The sequence below is a fragment of the Pseudomonas sp. R2-7-07 genome (assembly GCF_003852355.1).
GTDB lineage: Bacteria > Pseudomonadota > Gammaproteobacteria > Pseudomonadales > Pseudomonadaceae > Aquipseudomonas.
Map to the genome: position 1 here is coordinate 3,937,743 of NZ_CP027759.1, position 22,248 is coordinate 3,959,990.

The 22,248-nt window shown below is 62.5% G+C and carries 6 protein-coding genes; 3 read left to right on the forward strand and 3 right to left on the reverse strand.

Going from position 1 to position 22,248, the window contains the following annotated elements; genetic code table 11:
- Window positions 1-87: 87 nt before the first annotated feature.
- From dsbD to dsbG, 3 genes are read left to right on the forward strand one after another with little or no spacing between them, the layout of a single operon-like run.
- On the forward strand, window positions 88-1,815 hold the full coding sequence (gene dsbD / locus C4J86_RS18035; protein WP_124371393.1) for a protein-disulfide reductase DsbD: 1,728 nt from the start codon (window positions 88-90) through the stop codon (window positions 1,813-1,815).
- Window positions 1,815-2,660 carry a TlpA disulfide reductase family protein gene (locus C4J86_RS18040; protein ID WP_124371394.1) on the forward strand — a complete coding sequence of 282 codons (846 nt, stop codon included), beginning with the start codon at window positions 1,815-1,817 and terminating at the stop codon, window positions 2,658-2,660. Before dsbD ends, C4J86_RS18040 begins: the two co-directional genes overlap by 1 nt.
- Window positions 2,636-3,397 (forward strand): thiol:disulfide interchange protein DsbG, encoded by a 762-nt coding sequence (gene dsbG, locus C4J86_RS18045; protein WP_124367825.1) that lies wholly within the window; start codon window positions 2,636-2,638, stop codon window positions 3,395-3,397. The genes C4J86_RS18040 and dsbG overlap by 25 nt, the downstream gene beginning before the upstream one ends.
- A gap of 69 nt (window positions 3,398-3,466) precedes the next feature.
- Here the strand turns inward: dsbG and C4J86_RS18050 are convergent, their stop codons facing one another.
- The 3 genes from C4J86_RS18050 to C4J86_RS18060 form a co-directional block, all read right to left on the reverse strand.
- Complete coding sequence (locus C4J86_RS18050) at window positions 3,467-6,184, reverse strand: hypothetical protein (RefSeq protein ID WP_124371395.1); 2,718 nt, start codon at window positions 6,182-6,184, stop codon at window positions 3,467-3,469.
- A 276-nt stretch (window positions 6,185-6,460) separates the two neighbouring features.
- Window positions 6,461-9,154: a hypothetical protein gene (locus tag C4J86_RS18055; RefSeq protein WP_124371396.1), complete on the reverse strand. Its 2,694-nt coding sequence runs from the start codon at window positions 9,152-9,154 to the stop codon at window positions 6,461-6,463.
- A 151-nt stretch (window positions 9,155-9,305) separates the two neighbouring features.
- Window positions 9,306-22,202, reverse strand: a complete 12,897-nt coding sequence (locus C4J86_RS18060) for a non-ribosomal peptide synthetase (protein WP_124371397.1) — start codon at window positions 22,200-22,202, stop codon at window positions 9,306-9,308.
- Window positions 22,203-22,248 lie beyond the last annotated feature (46 nt).

Sequence of the window (22,248 nt, forward strand, 5' to 3'; positions counted from 1 at the left end):
CTACACTCTAGAATAGCGCCCGGTTAATCATCGGTTAATCAACGCCACACACTGTGTGTCTCACTTGTATCGAACTAAGGCTGGACCATGCGGCATCTATTGACCTTTCTGCTGGTGTTGTTCGCGGGGCTGGCCCAGGCCGCGCCGGGCAACCCTTTCGAGACCAAACCTGATTTCCTGCCGGTGGGCAAAGCGTTCACCTTTACCTCCGAACGTCTTGAAAGCGGCGAGACCCAGCTGTACTGGCAGATTGCCGACGGTTACTACCTGTACCAGCAGCGCATGAAGTTCGACGGCTTGGCCGACAAGCCCGTGTTGCCCCAGGGCGAAGCCCATAGCGACGAGTTCTTCGGCGAACAGCAAGTGTATCGCCAGGGCCTGGAAGTGAAGATCCCGGCTGGCGCCACCGGCCAGGTCAAACTGGGCTGGCAGGGCTGCGCCGATGCCGGCCTGTGCTATCCGCCGCAATCGATCACCGTGGACCTGGGCGGCAACCCGGCAGTCGCCGCCACCGCCGAGGCCCAGGACCAGAGCCTGGCCAGCGGCCTGCAACAGCGCAGCCTGGGCTGGAGCCTGTTGATCTTTTTCGGCCTGGGCCTGTTGTTGGCGTTTGCGCCCTGCTCGCTGCCGATGCTGCCGATCCTCGCCGGGCTGGTGGTGGGCAGCGGTGCCAGCCCGCGTCGCGGCTTTGCCTTGGCCAGCAGCTACGTGGTGTGCATGGCCCTGGTGTATGCCGCGCTGGGCGTGATGGCCGCGTTGCTCGGTGGCAACCTTGCCGCACTGCTGCAAACCCCGTGGATCCTCGGCAGTTTCGCCGCGTTGTTCGTGCTCCTTGCCCTGCCGATGTTCGGCTTCTTTGAACTGCAACTGCCGGCCTTCCTGCGCGATCGCCTGGACCATGTCAGCCGCAAGCAAAGCGGTGGCAGCCTGGTCGGTGCCGGCATTCTCGGCGCGTTGTCCGGCCTGCTGGTGGGCCCGTGCATGACCGCCCCCCTGGCCGGCGCCTTGCTGTATATCGCCCAGAGCGGCAATGCGCTGCACGGTGGCCTGATCCTGTTTGCCATGGGCATCGGCATCGGCATCCCGCTGTTGCTGCTGGTCACCGTGGGCAACCGGTTCCTGCCCAAGCCGGGCACCTGGATGAACGTGCTCAAGGGCATCTTCGGCTTCCTGTTTCTCGGCACCGCCGTACTGATGATCCGCCCGGTGGTCGACGAAAGCCTGTGGATCGGCCTGTGGGGCGCACTGGCGCTGGTCATGGCCTATTGTGGCTGGGCCCTGGCCCGTGAATACGGCCTGGCCGCCAAGGTGTGTGGCGCCGGTTCCCTGCTGCTGGGACTGTGGGGCGCGATATTGGTAGTGGGCGCGGCGGGTGGCAGCGATGAGCTGTGGCAACCGCTGAAGGTCTACAGCGGCGCGCAGGTCTCGGTCACCGCCAGCGCGCACGATGCGTTCGTGACCATCAACGACCCCGCCGCCCTGCAAAGCCAGCTCGACAGCGCCAAGGCCCAGGGCCAATGGGTGCTGGTGGATTACTACGCCGACTGGTGCGTGTCGTGCAAGATCATGGAAAAACAGGTGTTCGGTAGACCTGAAGTGATGGATGCCTTGAAAGACGTGCGCCTGCTGCGCCTGGACGTTACCGCCGACAACGCCGCCAGCCGCGAACTGCTTGGCCGTTACAAAGTCCCTGGGCCACCGAGCTTCGTGTGGATCGGCCCGGACGGTGAAGAACGTCGTGCCCAGCGCATCACCGGCGAAGTGGATGCCGCCGCCTTCCTGCAACGCTGGACGCAAACCCGAGACGCGCGCTGATGCTGACCCTCACCATCGGCACCTTCGCCATCGCCCTGAATCATATCCTGCTGATCAGCGCGCTGATTCTTGCCACCCTGGTGGGCTGGCGCGTGGCCAAACGTGGCGGTGAAAACCCCGAATCGGTGCTGTTCAGCCTGTTCCTGCTCGGCATGCTGACCGCGCGCGTCAGCTTTGTACTGATGTACTGGAGCGATTACCGCAACGACTGGCTGCAGATGGTCGACCTGCGCGACGGCGGCTTTCTCGCCTGGCCCGGCGTTATCGCCTTGGTGCTGGGAGCGCTGGCCTACGGCTGGCGGCGCCCGGCCCTGCGCAAGCCACTGAGTGCCGGGGTAATCAGCGGCCTGGTGTTCTGGGGCATGGCCAGCCTGTCCCTGCACCTTTACGACAAGGGCTCGCAACTGCCGGACATCACCTTGCGCGATGCCAACGGCAATGTGGTGCAACTGGCCGATTACAAAGGCGGCCCGCTGGTGATCAACCTCTGGGCCACCTGGTGCCCGCCGTGCCGTCGGGAAATGCCGGTGCTGGAACGCGCGCAGCACCAACGCCCGGACGTCACCTTCCTGTTCGTCAACCAGGCCGAGAGCATGCAAAGCGTCAGCACGTACCTGGCCACTCAGGGCCTGAACCTGGATAACGTGCTGTTCGACGCCAGCGGTCGCCTCGGCCAGGCCGTGGGTTCCATGGCCCTGCCCACCACCCTGTTCTACACAGCCGACGGGCGCCTGATCAACAGCCACCTCGGCGAACTGTCCCAAGCCAGCCTGGCCCGTGCCATGGAACCCTTCGACACCGCCCCACAAAGGAAACCCACATGCCTCGCCTCCGCCACCTGCTGACCCTGCTGCCTTTGACGCTCGCCGCCACCCTGGCCCAGGCCGAAGACTGGCCGGCCCCGATCAAACAGATCGAAGCCAAGGGCGCTAAAATCCTCGGCAAATTCGACGCCCCCAGCGGCCTTACCGGCTACGCCGCGCAGTACCAGAACCGCGGCATGGCGCTGTACCTGACCGCCGACGGCAAAAGCGTGATCGCCGGCAACCTGTACGACGCCCAGGGCAACGACCTGAGCAGCGCGCCCCTGGAAAAACTGGTGTACGCACCGATGTCCAAGGAAGTCTGGGCCAAGATGGAAAAGAGCAGCTGGATCCAGGACGGCGACGTCAATGCACCGCGCACCGTCTACCTGTTCAGCGACCCCAACTGCCCGTACTGCAACATGTTCTGGGAACAAGCCCGCCCTTGGGTAAAAGCCGGCAAGGTGCAGTTGCGCCACATCATGGTCGGCATCATCCGCGAAGACAGCCCAGGCAAATCCGCAGCGCTGTTAGCCGCCAAAGACCCGCAAAAAGCCCTGGAAGAACACGAAGGCGCCGGCAAGGGCAGCAAGTTGCAGGCACTGGCCAAAATCCCGGCGGATATCGAGGCCAAGCTCGATGCCAATATGAAGTTGATGGAGGAACTGGAGTTGTCGGCGACGCCGGCAATTTTCTATCTGGATGACAAGGGTGGCTTGCAGCAACAGCAAGGGGCGCCGTCGCCGGAGAAGTTGGTGAAGATACTGGGGCCCAAATAAGCAACGCGCATACGTTATGGATAAGGCCTCCGAACATCGAAGGCCTTATGCTTGATCCACCTCAGTTAACTATTGCTGGACTTCGTTGAGCTTGAGCATAGTGACTCCAAAATCGTTACCACGGACCGCACCCATTTGGTGATTATTAACGCTAAGTCTTGCGGTCCTTGAAGTAGCTACGAATACGCCCTCAAGTGTCTGCCAGGTTGTCGGAGGTTGTATCACCGCGGTTATATCTTTTCTATCAACGGCTAACGCCATGAGGGGGGAGGCGCCTTGACCACTACTATTACAGACCAAGGCTGAGAAATGATATGAGCGCCCCGGTTCCAGATCGGTGAAAATCTTAAACATTTTCTCGCTCTCAGTAGCAGGGTTGGATGTATCTGTATAACTGTAGTCACGCAACCAGTAACCAATCCAGCCGCCCCACGGATCATCTCTCAACTCCAGATCGTTGGGGTCTAATGCGCCTAAGCCTCTCTGCCAACCATTCCAGCCTTTGCCGGATGGGTCAAAATCAGTGAGGTCGTAAAGCGCTCTGATGAAGTTCAACGTCAACGGCTGAAACTTGATCTCGACGCTTTTAACCGGATCTGGGCCTATGAAATGCGAAAAGTTAATGGTGATCTGCGTATTACTTGCTAACTTCTCCAAATCCGAGCGTGGGATCAAGCACGACAATTCGTACCTATCACTGCTTTCGAGGCGCCTCGCCATGATCGGTACGGTGGTCGAAGAGCCATCTTTTGCAGTTCCTTCAAGCGTCATAACCCCGAAATGCCCCTCCATGAAAAACCACCACGCCAAATCGACGTCGACATCGGAGCTCTTGACGATGACCTCTGCATCCTTCCCTGGGAAGGTACGCAGATCCAGGATGTTGCCAGTGGCCTGCCTCACCACGGGACGAGGACGCCGCGCCATGATGGGCTCACCAACCTGCAACTCCAGTGTCTCGGACACCATCTGCTTGCAGGCATTGATCACGGTATAAGAAATCAGTGCGGTCTTGCGCAAGCTGTTGATCACTTGTTCGCGGGAGGCAAGGAAAGTGACCGGGTCGGACGTACCCTGCTGCAAAGGCAGTGACCAGCAACTGTCCTCCCCTTTCAAGCACCATTGGGCAGTATGCTGGTGGCTCGGCTGATAGCCATCGTAAACCGCCTCGACATGCCCCCCTTCGCGACCGTTCCACGCCACCAAAACACCGCCCTGTGCCTCCCTGACTGTGGGTGCCCGTGGCGTCAGGGGTTGCTGGTAAATTGTGAATGTTGCGGGTGGGAATTCGAGGACGTCCTTCAGTTCGCTCGCCTCGCAAAAGCTGGCCTTGACGCGCAGTTCAAACTTGGAGCAATCGCCGATCTTCTCCAATGCAACCCTTGGAATATCAGCCCTGACGGCGTCGCTTTTCCAAGCGTCCGTGACAACTTCACCGTCCAGGATATCCAAGCGGTAAGCGCTGCCGTCTGCATGTTTAGCATCGATCCACATCCAGCAATGGCTCGCGCACTGACCATATGCCCCCAAGGGCGCTATCACGTTTGCATCCCCTGAAAAGTTATCAAGGCACAACAACCGATCCGGGTTCGCTTCTTCAATCAACGGGCGCTCAAATTCGGCGGTTAAAACCTTGATCACCCTTACTGGGGACGGCTGTACCCTGCCACTGACGGCGAGGTCATAGCTCAACGTCATCTGCTTGTTGAAGAAACATGCCACCACACAGGCCGGCAGTTTGACGAGAGGCATCTCGCCGTCCTGTTCAACCGTGTAATCCCCCAACGGCTTTTTCGCATAACCGGGCCCGCTTACATAAAACCGCACCTCGTCACCTTTGTAAGTGTCCAGCCCCTGGATGACGATCTCCCCTCCCTCCTGGGTGTTTTCAGGATTGAGGCACCACTCACCGTTGTAATGCGCAGACTCGCGCAAGTGCGGCGGTTTCAGATCCAGCGCAGGGTCGACGCGTAGCAATGAGGTAGTGCGCTGGTGGAAATCCTCGGCGTTCACTGGGAGCGGATTCTCCAGAAGCGGATCGCCAGGCGCAGGGTATACCGGGGCGGTGGTGTCCCAAATCACCCCCAGGTGGGCGGTGATCGCCGAATGGTCGTCCAGCCTGGACAGCCAGCCTCGCGAAAGCGTAAAGCGGAAAACATGGTCTGGATGGGCTTCGTGCTCCTGCACCACATGATCCCTGGCCACCCAGGCGAAGCGATAGGGCGCGACATGCTGGTTACCCGCAACAACGGCAAACAACCGCTGCCCGGGTTGAATCATCGGCCAGGCCTTGATCGCGACAATTTCATCCCCCGTAAACTCCTGCATGCGCAGGTACCAGGTACTCCACTGCTCCTTGGCATGGGTAAACACCGGCCTTGAGACGACGAGATGCTCCTCCCTGATCTGTTGGATTTCCAGCTCCAGCGTCAAGGACTCCAATGCCCGCCCCCCTGCATTGGCCGTGTACTTGATCAATACCGTGTGCCCGATGCAGTAGCTGACCCACGGTGCCGGAATGTCGACGACATTCACGCCGTTTTCGACAGAAACTGGCTCGAATCTCGGCTCGTCCTGATCCTTGACCGCCATATAGAACATGACGTTGGTGGCATTCGCTGGCAGCGTCAGCGTGGCCGTCGTGCCATCAATCGCATCAATGGGATACAGCACGCTGTTGTTCGCAGCGTGCTCGATAATCGCATAGGGCAGTTCCGTTTCAACAGCTGGCAGCGAATTAGCTGCCTGAACGGAACCGGTTTTTTTTGCAGGTATTTTGCTCGCCACGATAAGACTCCTGTCCAGCGTTAGATCACCGTCGGGACTGGCCAGACTGGCCAGAAACTGCGGTTATCTAACCCTTGGATCAAGAACCTTGCCTACTGTCAGAATTAACAGTTCTGCTGGACAGTCTAGGCGTTTCAGACCAGCGGCCGTCTCAAAACCCCGCCAATGCGCCATCCATGCAACGCCAACTCAGCCAGGAGAATACCCGCACTGGGCGGGCACTCACCTAGAACAACAACTCATGGGGTTCGCTAACTGTATATCAGCAAACACAGCTTACTCGCGGTAGCACATGCTGAAGTTATCGATAAACGAGTAGTCCTCTACAAGTACCGTCATCCACGCTACCGAGGTCCCAGGCGACGTTGCCAACTCGACCCAGAAACCGCCTCGCCAATCCTCGGTATAGGTCTCTTGCCGGACCACATTACCGGCGGGGCCATAAAAGGTGACTGTCCCTGGACGTTGTTTCCAGGACCAACTGAACCTGACAGATTCCAGCTCACGACTGAAATCAAATCGATGCAGCTGTGGTGGAATTTGATGATCGGAATGTTGGCACATGACAAGGTGGTTACCTGAGTAATAGTTGTCGTTACCATAGGTCGTTATACCCGCCAGACCCGCCCCCGATTGAAAGGTTATTTTCATCAACTTCGTCTGAATACTGCCGCCTGCGGCAAACGTCCCCTGCGCCAATCCCTCAAAGCGCTCTTCCTGACAGATCAGTTGCCGCTTCACAATCAGGTTCAACACTGGAAAAGTGATGGAATCCCTTTCTGGATCGTTGCTATCTGGCGCTGTAATGCAGGTGACGGTCAGCGGAGAATCATGTTTTAACAGCAAAATATCTGATCGACTCATCGTTTGAGAGAGCCCCGCTTGGGCCTCCTCGGCGGTAAGCGGCAGGCCCTTCACCACATAGAAAGTATGCTCAGTGCCATCTTTTTTGATACCCGTGCATTTGAGCCAGACACGTTGCCCGGCCAGTGCAAACCACCAGGTTTCAACTGTGATTAGAGCATCTGCGGGGAAGGTAGCCAGATCGAGAATGCCGTATTGAGTAGCGCGTGGCGTGGCCTGTTCCACCACCGGCGTCGGCAGGCGCACCGGTACGCTGATGTGCAAATTCAAATCATCTGAAGTCTGCACCTTGCAAGCACTGGTGACGGTGTAGTTGATCTTTACCGTTTTGCCGATGCTTTCGATCACCGCCTCTCGAGGTACCAAAAAAGTAGTGGTTCCGCTGGCGGTGCCCGGCTGGGAGTCCAGCGGCCAGCACGCTCCGTCTGGCTTCGTCCAGCACAGACTGAGGGTGTGACTGGGGTGGTTACCGAGGTAACTCACCTCGACATGCACGCCATTTCGTCCATTCCACACGGTCAGCTCGTTGCCCACAGCCTCATGCACGGTGGGCGCTTTGAGCACTCGCTGTTCCTGGACGATGGCGAAAGATCGAGCCGGGAATTCGTGGGCGGTCGATCGATCGCACTGTCCATCGAAGCTCGCCGCAAAATGCAGCTTGAAGTCGCTGCAATCCGCCAGTTTTTTCAGAGCATTCCGGACGATGGACGTATCCACGCCATCGATTAGCCAGTGCGGCTTCAGTGGCACGTCCTGCAACACATCCAACTGCAAGGCCGCGCCGTCCTCATCCACGCCCGTCAGCCACATCCAGCAACATTGGCCCTCTTTGGCATAGTCAAAAAGAGGTACCACACCCGTGGCATCGTTGTTGAACGTAGTGAGATTAACGGTCCCCATCGTCGCTTCTTCGATATCCGGTGTGGTCAGGTGCGGAGCAAGCACTTTGATGTGGCGATCGGGGGAAGATTGGGGTAGATAACTGTTGAACTGGAGGCAGTAGTTGAGCGTCAGCGTCTTGTCGAACAGCGCTGCAACGATATCGGGGGCAACATCGTACGACAGGCTCGTCTCGTCTTTCTTCACGTCCTGGCAGCCGAGGGCCACCGGCGCGTAATTCGGGCCCGACGCATAGGCACAGACATGGTCGCCCTCGAACATGCCGTCGTAGCTGACGATTGCATGCCCGCCGTTGACCGTATTGGTAGGGTTGACCTGCCATTGACCTGGGCGTAGCTCCACCGACTCCTTCAAGTGCGGTGGGTTCAGTTCCTGTCCGGGGTCGACCAGCAACAACGAAGTGGTGCGCAGGTGGAAATCCTCGGCGTTCACTGGGAGCGGATTCTCCAGAAGCGGATCGCCAGGCGCAGGGTATACCGGGGCGGTGGTGTCCCAAATCACGCCCAGATGGGCGGTGATCGCCGAATAGTCGTCCAGCCTGGACAGCCAGCCTCGCGAAAGCGTAAAGCGGAAAACATGGTCTGGATGGGCTTCGTGCTCCTGCACCACATGATCCCTGGCCACCCAGGCGAAGCGATAAGGCGCGACATGCTGGTTACCCGCAACAACGACAAACAACCGCTGCCCGGGTTGAATCATCGGCCAGGCCTTGATCGCGACAATTTCATCCCCCGTAAACTCCTGCATACGCAGGTACCAGGTACTCCACTGCTCCTTGGCATGGGTAAACACCGGCCTTGAGACGACGAGATGCTCCTCCCTGATCTGTTGGATTTCCAACTCCAGGGTCAGGGATTCCAGTGCCCGCCCCCCTGCATTGGCCGTGTACTTGATCAATACCGTGTGCCCGATGCAGTAGCTGATCCACCGTGCCGGAATGTCGACGACATTGACGCCGTTTTCCACAGAGATCGGCTCGAAGCTTGGCTGGTCCTGATCCTTGACCGCCATATAGAACATGACGTTGGTGGCATTCGCCGGCAGCGTCAGCGTGGCCGTCGTGCCATCAATCGCATCAATGGGATACAGCACGCTGTTGTTCGCAGCGTGCTCGATAATCGCATAGGGCAGTTCCGTTTCAACGGCTGGCAGCGAATTAGCTGTCTGAACGGAACCGTTTTTTTTTGCAGGTATTTTGCTCGCCACGATAAGACTCCTGTCCAGCGTTAGATCACCGTCGGGCCCGGCCGGATGGGCCGGAAACTGCGGTTATCTAACACGTGGATCAGGAATCCTGCCTACTGTCAGAATTGACAGTTCTGCTGGAAAAACCCGATCTTCCAGACCAACGGCCGCCTTACAATCCCTCCAGTTCCGCCATCAAATCACTCAACCGATCCACCTTCTCGGCACTGATCTCATTCCCCGCCAACCCCTCGATATACTCGGCCAGCTCCGCCACCGTGCTGCATTCGAACATCGCCCGCAGCGGCACATCCCGCTGCAGCGTCTTCTGCACCCGTGAAGCGATCTGTGTCGCCAGCAGCGAGTGTCCGCCCAGTTCGAAGAAGTTGTCCTGCACCCCTACCCGTTCGACCTTGAGCACTTCGGCCCAGATCGCGGCCAGGGCGGTTTCCAGTTCATTGCGCGGTGCCAGGTAGTCCTGGCTGTGCAACTGGCCGATCTCCAGGGCCGGTAGGGCCTTGCGGTCGAGTTTGCCGTTGGCGTTGAGCGGCAGGCGCTCAAGCCACAGCCAGTGCAGCGGCACCATGTATTCCGGCAGTTCGGCGCGCAGGCGTTGCTTGATACGGTCCAGGCGTTCGCCAGGGTTCAACGCCTCATCCGCAGCCACCAGATAGCCAACCAGGTGTTTGCCATTGACGCCCTCTTGCACAGCCACCGCCACATCACGCACTTCACGTTGTTCGTGCAGGCGCGCTTCGATTTCACCCAGTTCGATGCGGTAGCCGCGAATCTTCACCTGGTGGTCAACCCGCCCGACATACTCCAACACGCCGTCACTGCGCCGCCGTGCCAGGTCGCCGGTGCGGTACAGCCGCTCGCCTGGTGCTCCGAACGGGTTCGGCACGAACACCGGTGCGGTGCGCAACGGGTCGCTGACGTAACCACGACCGACCCCGGTGCCGGCCACGCACAGTTCGCCGACAGCGCCTTGCGGTACCAATTCCAGTGCGCCGTCCAACAGGTACAAGCGGTTGTTGTCGGTGGGCATGCCAATCGGCAAATAGGTGCCCCGCGTCGAGGCCAGGTCGACACGGTAGAACGCCACATCGTCCGAGCATTCCGCCGGGCCGTATGCGTTGACCAGGCCGATGTGCGGGTAGCGCAACAGCCACTGGTGCGCCAGCTCCGGCGGCATCGCTTCCCCGGTCGGCAGCATCCAGCGCAGGCCGTCGAGGCGGACAGCGTCCTGGGCGAGCATGCCCTGGATCAGTGACGGCACGCTTTCCAGCACAGTAATGCCCTGTGCCTGGACATGGGCCAGCAAGCCCTGGGGATCATGGGCAAGGCTGTTGGGCACGATGTCTACCCGCGCGCCGAACAGCGGCGCAGCGAGGAATTGCCACACGGAAATATCGAAGCTTTGCGAAGCCGTCTGCGCGATTACATCCGTCTCGCTCAGTTGCAGGTAGGGCACCTTGCTCAACTGGTTATTGAGCATGCCGCGCTGTTCGACCATCACGCCTTTGGGCAAGCCGGTGGAACCCGAGGTATAGATCACATAGGCGAGGTTGTCCGGAGCGCTATAGACACCTGGATTCTCACCCCGCGCCGGTACTTCCTCCCACACCAGCAACTGGCAGTCGAAGCCTTCGAGCAGTTCGATGGCCTGTTCCCGGCAGGCTTCGCTGCACACCAGCAACGGCGTGCGGCTCAGGTCGATGATGCGGCTCAGGCGCGGGCTCGGCAGCCCCGGGTCCAGCGGCAAGTAGCCGGCACCGGCCTTGAAGCTGCCGATGATCATGCCCAGCAGCTCCAGATTACGCTCGGCCAGCAACGCCACCGGCTGGTCCGGGCCGACACCCGCCGCGATCAGCGCATGCCCCAGGCCGTTACTGCGCCGGTTCAACTCGTCATAGCTCCATTGCCGGTCGAGACAACTGGCGGCGATACGCTGTGGATGCTGCGCCACCTGTTCCTCGAACAGCTCGATATAGCTGCGCTGCAGCGGATAGTCGTGTTCGCTCTGGTTGCAGCCGTGCACCAGGAATTCACGTTCCTGCTCGCCAATCAGCGCCAGCTCGGCCATGTCGCCATGGAAGCCCTGCACCAGCGCCAGCAGCAGGCGCTTGAACTCGCCGAGCATGCCTTGCACGGTGCTTTCATCGAAGTAGCGCTGGTCGTAGGACAGGTGCAGGCCAAGATCATCGCCGGGGTAGCACACGGCGGTCAGCGGGAAGTTGGTGTGGGTGCGGCCGGAGTCCGAGGTGGCTTTCAGGCTTTGCGCTTGGCTCAGCACCGAGGTTTCCACCGGGGCGTTTTCGAACACGAACAGGCTGTCGAACAGCGGCTGGCCCTTGGGCAGTTCGCTGAGTTCCTGAATCGTTACCAGGGGCAGGTATTCGTACTCGCGCAATTGCATATTGCTGTCGAGCAGGCCGCTCAGCCAGTCGCGCACGCTGCAACGCTGGTCGTCTGCCGGCAGTTTTACCCGCAGGGCGATGCTGTTGATGAACAAGCCGACGGTGCGTTGCATCTCGGGCATCTGCACCGGACGCCCGGCCACGGTGACGCCGAACAGCACGTCACGCTCGCCGCTCAAGCGCCGCAGTACCAACGCCCAGGCCGCCTGGGCGAAGGTGTTGACGGTCAATTGGTGGGCCTGGGCCAGCTCGCGCAATTGCGCGCCATCACGGGCATCCAGACGGGTGTAACAATCGCCCACCACCATGCCGCCGCTGTGGCCTGCGTGTTCGCGCAGGAAGGGCCGGTCGCTCGGGATCGGCGTGGTGCGCTCGAACCCTTGCAAGTTGTGCTGCCACCACTGGCGCGCTTCGTCCAGGTCCTGGCGTTGCAGCCAGGCGATGTAGTCGCGGTAACGCGGCGGCGTCGCCAGTTGCGCATCGCGACCTTCGCCCAGGGCCCTGTAGATTTCGAAAAAATCATTCATCAAAAGCGAACGGCACCAGGCATCGATGAGGATGTGGTGATTGCTCATCATGAACCAGTAGCGCGCCTCGCCCACGCGGATCAGGCGCAGGTGGAACGGCGCCTGGTTGAGCAGATCGAAACCGGCTTCGCGCTCGGCCTTGAGCAAGGCTTGCAGACGCGGTTCGTGCTCGTGCTCGGGATCGGCGCTCCAGTCCAGGTATTCGATCGGCGTGCTGCCCGGCTTGTGGATCACTTGCAGCATGTCTTCGCCGACGTTCCAGCAGAACGAGGCGCGCAAGGCTTCGTGGCGGGCGATCACCCGTTGCCAGGCCTCGGCGAAACGCTCGGGGTCCAGGGCGCTGTCGATGCGGTAGCGGTCCTGCATGTAATACAGGCCGGTGCCCGGTTCCAGCAGGGTGTGCAGCAGCAGGCCCTCTTGCATCGGGGTCAGCGGGTAGACGTCTTCGATGGCGTTGGCTGGTACTGGCAAGCTGTCCAGTTGCGCCTGGGTCAGTTGGGCCAGGGGGAAGTCGGACGGCGTGAAGCCGCCAGCATCGTCTTCGAGACAATGGGCGATCAGGCTGTGCAGCTCGGCCAGATACGCCTCGGCCAGTGCGCGGATAGTGTGTTGATCGTGGCGTTCACGGCTGAAGGTCCAGCGCAGCGCCAGTTCGCCGCCGTACACCTGGCTGTCGACGCTCAGCTCGTTGGGCAGCGGCGCGTCCGGATCGTGCGCGAGCCCGGCGGATTCATCCAGCGGATGGAACAGCGCATCGGCGCCGAAGCTCTGGTCGAACTGGCCGAGGTAATTGAAGGTGATATCGGCGCCCGGCAGCGCCGCCAGGGTGCGTTTGCACAGGTCGTCCGCCAGGTAGCGCAGCACGCCGTAGCCCAGACCTTTATGCGGCACGCCGCGCAGTTGCTCCTTGATGGCCTTGATCGAATCGCCCGGTTGCGCCTGCGGGGTCAGGCGCAGCGGATAAGCACTGGTGAACCAGCCGACGCTGCGGGTCAGGTCGATGTCATCGAACAGGCTTTCGCGGCCGTGGCCCTCCAGTTGAATCAACGCCGAATCATGGCCGCTCCAGCGGCACAGCACGCGGGCCAGGGCGGTCAGCAGCAGGTCGTTGACCTGGGTGCGATAGGCGCTTGGTGCGTGTTGCAGCAATTGCCGGGTGCGTTCGGCATCCAGGCGCACGCTGACCGTCTGCGCGTCACGGTTGCGCCGTGCACCTTGTGGGCGAGCCACCGGCAACGCCAGCGCCGGGCCAGCCAACTGCGCTTGCCACAGGCTCAGCTCTTCGCGCAGGGATTCGCTGTGGGCATACGCCTGCAAACGCGCCGCCCACTCGCGCAACGCGCTGGTCTTGGCCGGCAGGCTGACGGACTGGCCATCGCTCAGTTGGCGATAAACAGTTTGCAGGTCTTCGAGCAACACGCGCCATGACACGCCGTCCACCACCAGGTGATGGATTACGATCAGCAGGCGCTGCTGGCCTTGGGGGCCGTCCACCAGCAAGGCACGCAGCAGCGGGCCGTGTTGCAGGTCGAGGCTGCGCTGGGTGTCGGTGTACAGCGCGGTGCAGTCGGCCATGTCGCGCACTTGGGCCTGCATCAGTACGCCACCTTCGGGCACGGCCAGGTGTTCGGCGTGCCACTGGGCGTCGCGCCGGGTGAAGCTCAGGCGCAGCGCGTCGTGATGCTCCAGCACCGCCAGCAGGGCTTGCTCCAGGCGGCGCGGGTCGAGCAGTTGCAGCGGCTTGAGCAGCAGCGCCTGGTTCCAGTGCTGACGCGCCGGAATATCGGTGTCGAAGAACCACTGCTGGATCGGCGTAAGGGCCGAGGCTCCGGTAATCACACCTTGCTCGGCGCTGACCTGCTCGGCGCGTGTAGCGACGGCAGCCAGGCTTTGCACGGTCTGGTGCTGGAACAGGTCACGCGGGCTGAAATGAATGCCCGCCTGCCGCGCACGGCTGACCACCTGGATCGACAGGATTGAATCGCCACCCAGCTCGAAGAAGTTATCGTCCAGGCCGACTTGCTGCAGGTTCAACACCGCGCACCAGATCGCTGCCAGGCTGTGCTCCAGCGCATTGCGTGGCGCCACATACTGTTGTCGATTCGCCTCGGGGTCCGGCTCGGGCAAGGCGCGCCGGTCGAGCTTGCCGTTGGCGGTCAGCGGCATGCTGTCGAGCACCATCACATGGGCGGGCACCATGTAGTCCGGCAGTTGCGCCTTGAGCCGGGCCTTCACCGCCTCGCGCAACGCGCCGTGCTCAGCGTCGCTGACCAGATACGCCACCAGCTGTTTGCCACTCGGCGAATCCAGCGCCAGCACCACCGCTTCGCGCACGGCGTCATGTTCCAACAGGCGGGTTTCGATCTCGCCCAACTCAATGCGGAACCCGCGAATCTTCACTTGATGGTCGATACGCCCCAAGTATTCCACCAACCCATCGGCACGTTGGCGCACCAGGTCACCGGTGCGGTACAGACGCCCGCCATTTGCGGCAAACGGGTCAGCGACAAAACGCTCCGCTGTCATCCCCGGACGCTGGTGATACCCCTGGGCCAGGCCTGCTCCGCCGACATACAACTCACCGCTGGCGCCTGGCGGCACCAGGGCCAGGTCGGCATCGAGAATGTAAGCCACGCGTGCGCCGATGATGCTGCCGATCGGCACGCTGGCAGCGCCCTCTTCCAGTTGCTCCGGCGCCAGGCAGGCCAGTGGCATCACCACGGTTTCGGTCGGGCCATAGGCGTTGAAGAACATCTGTGGCTGGAACGCGCTGCGAATGCGTTGCAGGTGTTCGCCGGTCAAGGCTTCACCGCCGGTGATGCACATGCGCACCGGCAGGGTCTGCTGTTGCGTGGCCAGCCACTGCGCCAACTGGCTGCCGTAGCTGGGCGTAAACCCAAGGATGCTGATGCGGTGCGTGCGGATCAGCGCGCAGATTTCCTCGGCATCCCATTGGCCCTGGGCGCGCACTACCACCTGGGCACCGCTGAGCAACGGCACCAACAAGCGCTCAGTGGCGGCGTCAAAGTTGATCGAATAAAAGTGCAGTTCGCAGTCGTCCGGGCGCATGCCGAAACGCTGGATCACCGCCTGGCAATGCATGGCGATTTCACCATGGCACACCACCACGCCTTTGGGCTTGCCGGTGGAACCGGAGGTGTAGATCAGGTACGCCGGGTGTTGCGCCAGGCTGATCATCGGCAGCTCGCCGGCCGGGTAGTTGCTCAGCAGCGGCAGGTCGTGTTCCAGGCACCAGGTCGCGACGTTCGCGGGCAACGGGCCAAGGGCATCGAACATCGGCGCATCGCTGAGCAGCAGGCCGATGCCGCTGTCTTCGATCATGTAATGCAGGCGGTCCAGCGGGTATTCCGGGTCCAGCGGCACGTAGGCGCCGCCGGCCTTGAGGATCGCCAGCAGGCCGATGACCATTTCCAGCGAACGCGGCAGCGCCAGGCCGACGCGCACCTGCGGGCCAACGCCGCGCTCGCGCAGCATCCAGGCCAGGCGATTGGCGCGGGCGTCAAGTTCGGCGTAAGTGAGCGTCACCCCGGCAAAGGTCAGCGCCGGCGCATCGGCACGCTTGCGCGCCTGCTCACTGAACAGTGGGTGAATGCACTGGTCGAGCCGATGCTCACCGGCCTCCACCCCGAGGCTGTCCTGCACTGCGTGCTGCTCGGTTGCGCTGAGCATGGGCAATTCGCTGAGGCGTTGCTTCGGATTGTCGATCAGCGCTTCCAGCAGGTTGCGCCAATGCGCGGCCATGCGGGCAATGCGCGGCTCGTCGAACAAATCGGTGCTGTAGGTCAGGCAGCAGCCCAGGCGATAGTCGAGGTCAGTGACTTCCAGGTTGAGGTCGAACTTGGTGGCGCGGGCATCGTTGGCCAGGTACTCGACGCTCATGCCGGCCAGTTGGCGGCGTTGCTGGAACTCCCAGCGCTGCACGTTGCACATCACCTGGAACAGCGGGTTATATGCGGCGCTGCGCGGCGGTTGCAGCGCCTCCACCAGATGGTCGAACGGCAGGTCCTGATGGGACTGGCCTTCGATCACGGTGTGACGCACCTGCTCGAACAGCTGCGCGACATTCATCTGCCCATCGAGTTGGCAACGCACTACCTGGGTGTTGAGGAACGCACCGATCAGCCCTTCGCTTTCCGGACGGATCCGATTGGCTACCGGCGCGCCGATGCGCAGGTCGGTCTGGCCGCTGTAGCGGTAGAGCAACACGGCCAGGGTGGCGGTCATGGTCATGAACAGGGTCAGGCCATGCTCGGCGTTGAACGCGCGAACACGGGCGGCCAGCGCGTCGCTCAGGTCGAAGCGATACAGCTCGCCCCGGTGACTTTGCACCGCCGGGCGCGGGCGGTCGCCAGGCAGTTCCAGCAGCGGATGTTCGCTGCCCAGTTGCGCGGTCCAGTAATCCAGCTGGCGTTGGCGCTCGCCCGCTTCCAACCACTGGCGCTGCCACACGCTGTAGTCCAGGTATTGCACCGGCAGTGGCGCCAGCGGTGAGTCGCGCTCGTCGATGAAGGCTTCGTAGAGCCCACTGAGCTCACGGGCAAAGATGTCCATGGCCCAGCCTTCGGTGACGATATGGTGCAGGGTCAGCACCAGGTAATGCTCCTGCTCACCTGCCTTGACCAGGCAAGCGCGCAGCAACGGCCCGGTTTCCAGGTTGAACGGCGTATGCGCTTCCTGATCCGCCAGTTGCTGCAAGCGCTGCTGGCGCTCGGTTTCAGTCAGTGCCGAGACGTCCTGCCAGTCCATGCGCAGGCCGGTCTGTGGCGAGACTTTCTGACAGGCCACGCCATCGACGCTCGGGAAGGTGGTGCGCAGGGTTTCGTGACGCATGATCAAGGCCTGCAACGCCGCCTCGAAACGCCCCACATCCAGCACCCCGCATAAGCGCGCCATGCCGCCGACGTTATAAGCCGGGCTGTCCGGTTCCATCTGCCAGAGGAACCACATGCGCTGCTGGGAATAGGACAGTGGCACGGGTTGGCTGCGGTCGACCTTGGCGATTGCAGTCTGTTGGTTGCGTTGGCCCGAGGCCTGGATCAGGCCCACTTGCGCGGCGAAGTCGCCCAGCTCGCTGGCGTCGAACAAGGTGCGCAACGGCAGTTCGACATCGCAGGCCTGGCGGGTGCGGGAGACGATTTGCGTGGCCAGCAGCGAGTGGCCGCCGAGGGCGAAAAAGTCGTCGCGCAGGCCGATCCGTGGCAGGCCGAGCACTTCTCGCCAGATCGCGGCAATTTGCTGCTGCAGCGGCGTTTCCGGTTCGACGTGTTCGCGGGTTTGCCACACCGGTTCGGGCAGTGCGCGGCGGTCGAGTTTGCCACTGGGGCTCAGGGGCATCGCGTCCAGGCGCATCAGGTAGGCAGGCACCATGTACTCGGGCAGGTCAACGGCCAGGGCGGCTTTCACTGCCTGTGCATCCAGTTCGGCCGGGCCGGTGTAGTAACCGATCAACTGGCCGTCCCGCACCTGCACCACGGCGTGGGCGATGCCGTCCAACGCCAACAGGCGGGCTTCGATTTCCTGCGGTTCCACCCGAAAGCCGCGCAGCTTGACCTGCTGATCGAGACGGCCCAGATATTCAAGCACGCCATCGACACTCCAGCGCGCACGGTCACCGGTGCGATACAGACGCGTCCCGGCTGCGCCCAGCGGGTCGGCGACAAAGCGTTCGGCGGTGAGCCCTGCACGGCCGAGGTAACCGCGCGCCAGGCCGATGCCGCCGATGCACAGTTCACCCGGCACACCGGCCGGCAACGGATTGAGCTGGTCGTCGAGCACCCGGCAGATCACATTGCCCAGTGGCCGGCCTATCGGCGAGCGCTCGCCATCCTCCACGGCGCAGTGCCAATGGGTGACGTTGATCGCGGTTTCGGTCGGGCCATAACGGTTGTGCAGTTGCACCGCCGGCAGGCGCGCCAGGACGCGGTTGCGCAACTGCGCGGGCAAGGCTTCGCCGCCGGAGAACAGGCGGCGCAGGCTGGTGCATTCGGCCACCAAGGGTTCATCGATAAACAACTGCAACAGCGGCGGCACGAAGTGCAGCGTGGTCACGCCATGTTCCTGCACCAGTTGCGCGATGCGATGAGGGTCACGGTGCTCGCCAGGGCCGGCCAGTACCAGACGGCACCCTGTGATCAGCGGCCAGAAACACTCCCACACCGACACGTCGAAACTGATCGGCGCCTTTTGCATCAGCACGTCGCCGGCGTCCAACGTGTAGGTGGCTTGCATCCACTGCAACCGCTCGGCCAGCGCCGCATGGGTATTGCCCACGCCTTTGGGCTGGCCGGTGGAGCCGGAGGTGTAGATCACGTAGGCAAGGTTGTCGGCATGCAGGTGCAGGCCCGGTGGCTGGGTCGGCCAGCGGTCCAGGTGCAGGCTGTCCATGGCGATCACACACACGCCTGCCACCGTCGGCAGTTGTTCCAGCAGTGCGGTTTGGGTCAACAGCAGGTGCACGCCGCTGTCCTCAAGCATGTAGGCCAGGCGCTCGGTGGGGTACTCCGGGTCCAGCGGCACATAAGCGCCGCCGGCCTTGAGGATCGCCAGCAGACCGATCAGCAACTGCGGCGAACGCTCGGCGGCGATGCCCACGCAGACGTCCGGGCCGACGCCCTTGTCGCGCAGGTAATGCGCCAAGCGGTTGGCCTGGGTATGCAACTGGGCAAAGCTCAAGCTGCCCGCTTGCCAGACCAGCGCGGGGGCGTGCGAGGTGTGCTGGTTGAGCAGCTCGGGCAACCACTGCCGGGCCGGCGCGCAGGGTGCCTGGCTCCACGCCTGTTGCTCGTCCTCTGCGGTCAGTTTCAGCTCGCCCAAGGCTTGCTGCGGTTGTTCGCAGACCGCTTGCAGCAGGTGGATGTAATGCTCGGCCAGGCGCTGCACGGTTGCCGGCTCGAACAGCTCATCGGCGTAGTCGAAGGCCAGGCTCAAGCGCCCGGTGCGGTCTTCTTCGCTGTGCAGTTGCAGGTCGAACTTGGCTTCGCGGCTGTGCCACGGCAGCTCCTCGGCGAGCAGGCCCGGCAGGCGGCGCAGGGCGCTGAGGTCACGTTGCTGGTGGTTGAACATGACTTGGAACAGGCCCTGTTCCCGCGCCTGGGGGAAGGCCTCCAAGAGTTGTTCGAACGGCAGGTCCTGATGCGCCTGGGCGTCCATTGCCGCCTGGCGTGTCGCGGCCAACAGCTGGTTGAAAGGCTGGAGCCCGTCGAGCTCGGCACGCAATACCAGGGTGTTGATGAAGAACCCGACCAGCCCTTGGGTTTCCTGGCGTGAGCGATTGGCATTGGGCACACCGATGCGGATATCGCGCTGGCCGCTGTAGCGATACAACAGCGTCTGGAACGCGGCCAGCAGCAGCATGAATGGGGTGGCTTCATGGGCCTGTGCGGTCTGGCGAATCGCGTCACTGAGCTTGGCGCTCAGGCGTACGGTATGGCGCGAGGCGCTGTTCAGACGCTGCGCCGAGCGCGGGTGGTCAGTGGCCAGGTCGAGCGTTGGGTGATCGCCCTCAAGCGTTGCCTGCCAGTACGCTAGTTGCCGCTGGCCTTCACCTGCGGCCAGCCATTGGCGCTGCCAACTGCCGTAGTCGGCGTATTGCAGGCTCAGTGGCGGCAGCTCCAGGGGTTGGCCCTGGGACGCGGCCGCGTAGAGACGGGAGAACTCGTCGATCAGAATAGTCAGCGACCAGCCATCGGCGATGATGTGGTGCAGGGTGACCAGCAACTGGTGGTCTTCTTCATCCAGGCGCACCAGGGTCACCCTCAGCAGCGGGCCTTTTTCCAGGTCGAACGAAGTACGTGCCTGGTCTTCACGGATTTGCTGCGCACGGGCTTCGCGCTCGGCGCCGGGCAGGTCGCTGAGGTCGATGGTGTGCAGGTCGAACACCGCACTGGACTCGATGCGCTGGAACCCTTCGCCGTCACGCTCATAGAAACGCGTGCGCAGGGCTTCGTGGCGCTGGACCAGGTGCTGGAAGCTTGAGCGCAGCGCGTCTTCATCCAACGCGCCGCGCAGGCGCAGGGCGCCGGGGATGGTGTAGGCGCTGCTGTGAGGGTCCAGCTGCCAGGTGATCCACAAGCGGTTCTGGGCCAGGGATTGCGGCAGCCCGTGCTGGCGCGACAGCGCAGCCATTGCGCCTTGTGCAACGCCGCCGGCCTGCTGCACCTGCGCGACGCTGGTGGCGAAGCCTTGCAGGGTGGGCGCCTCGAACAGCAGGCGCAGGTTCAGCTCCAGGCCCAGGGTTTCACGCAGGCGCGCGACCACCTGGGTGGCGCTTATGGAGTTGCCGCCGAGCAGGAAAAAATGATCATCGGCGGCAACCGTGGCCACTTGCAGCTGCTCACACCAGATCGCCGCGATCTGCTGTTGCAGGGCCGACGCCAGCGCAACCTCACTCGCCGGCGCTTGCACCTCGGGAAACTGCGCATAGCGGTCGAGGCTGCCATCGGCATGGCGCAGCGCACACGCCGCCCGTTGCACCTTGCCGCTGGAGGTTTTCGGCAGCGCGCCAGGGTTGAGCAGCACCACCACGCTAGGCGCCTCTTGGTAAGCCTCGGCCACCGCTTGGCGAATCGCCTTGATCAGCGCTTCGGGCGGCAGGATTTTCTGCACGCTGCGGCTGATTTCCGCAGCGATGCCGATGCCTTCCAGGCCCTGGTCATTCACCGCAAAGGCCGCCACCCGGCCTTTGCGCACCACCTCGACCTCACGCTCGATGGTTTGCTCGATGTCCTGTGGATACAGATTGTGCCCGCGCACGATCAGCAGGTCTTTCAAGCGCCCGGTGATGTACACCTCGCCGTCACGGATAAACCCCAGGTCGCCGGTGCGCAGCCAGGTCCGGCCGGCGTGCTGGACGAATGTCTTGGCGGTGGCTTCAGGGTTGCGCCAGTAACCCTGGGCGATGCTCGGGCCGCTCGCCCAGAGTTCGCCGACACAGTTGTCGGCCAACGCGCTCAGCGCGTGGGGATCGGCGATCAGCACGCCGTGGTCCGGCTGCGGGGTGCCGCAACTCATGACGGCCCTGCCCTGCCCCGGCGCGGCGCGGTTGGCGGCCAGCGCGTGCTCATCGACGTGCAGCGCAGGGATGCCTTGGCCACGGGTGCCGCCCGCGACGAACAGGGTCGCCTCGGCCAGCCCGTAGGAAGCAAAGAAATTGCTTGAGGTGAAACCGCAGGCGGCGAATTTGTCGGCAAAGCGCTCCAGGGTGTCCAGGCGGATCGGTTCGGAACCGGAATAGGCTACGCGCCACTGGCTCAGGTCCAGGCGTTCCAGGGCCGACTCGCTGACCCGCTCGCTGCACAGGCGGTAGGCGAAATCCGGACCACCGCTGATGGTGCCGCCGTAGTCGCTGATCGCTTCCAGCCAGCGCAACGGCCGCGCCAGAAAGTAGGCCGGCGACATCAACACGCAGGGCACACCGCTGAAGATCGGCTGCAACAGGCCGCCGATCAGGCCCATGTCGTGGTAGAGCGGCAGCCAGCTGACGATGACGTCGTGCGGGTTGAGGTCGATGCCAAAGCCGCGACGGATCAGCACTTCGTTAGCCACCAGGTTGCCGTGGCTGACTTGCACGCCCTTGGGCAGGGCGGTGGAGCCGGAGGTGTATTGCAGGAATGCGATGTCGTCGGGTTGCAGCTCGGGGGCGACCCAGTGATCAGCCAGCTGTGCGTCGAGGGTGTCTACGCTCAAGACCGGTGGTGCGTGGTCAATCTGCGCCAGGCTTTCGCCGAGGCTGGCGATGGTCAGCAGCAGGCGCGGCTCGGCGTCGCTGATGATCGACAGCAAACGCTCCTGGTGATGCCGCTTGGTGGATTCCGGCGGATAGGCCGGCACCGCGATTACCCCGGCGTACAGGCAGCCGAAGAACGCTGCGACATAGTCCGGGCCGCTGGGGAACAACAGCACTGCGCGCTCGCCCATCGCGACATCGGCTTGCAAGGCGGCGGCGATGGTGCGGGCGCGCTGGTCCAGGTCACGGTAGCTGAGCACCACGCTGTGCTCGGCGGACTCGGCCAGAAAGCGCAGGGCTATCTGGTCCGGCGTCTGCGCGGCACGGCGTTGGAGGGACTGGACCAGGGTGCGGGGAAGTTCGAAGGCGTCCATCATGGGGTTCCTGCCTGAAATCGGCTTACGGGAAAGTCGGGAAGTCGGT

Excerpts from the sequence above, each read along its gene's own strand:
- dsbD (WP_124371393.1), top strand. The coding sequence starts at position 88 with ATGCGGCATCTATTGACCTTTCTGCTGGTGTTGTTCGCGGGGCTGGCC.
- C4J86_RS18040 (WP_124371394.1), top strand. The coding sequence starts at position 1,815 with ATGCTGACCCTCACCATCGGCACCTTCGCCATCGCCCTGAATCATATC.
- dsbG (WP_124367825.1), top strand. The coding sequence starts at position 2,636 with ATGCCTCGCCTCCGCCACCTGCTGACCCTGCTGCCTTTGACGCTCGCC.
- C4J86_RS18060 (WP_124371397.1), bottom strand. The coding sequence starts at position 22,202 with ATGATGGACGCCTTCGAACTTCCCCGCACCCTGGTCCAGTCCCTCCAA.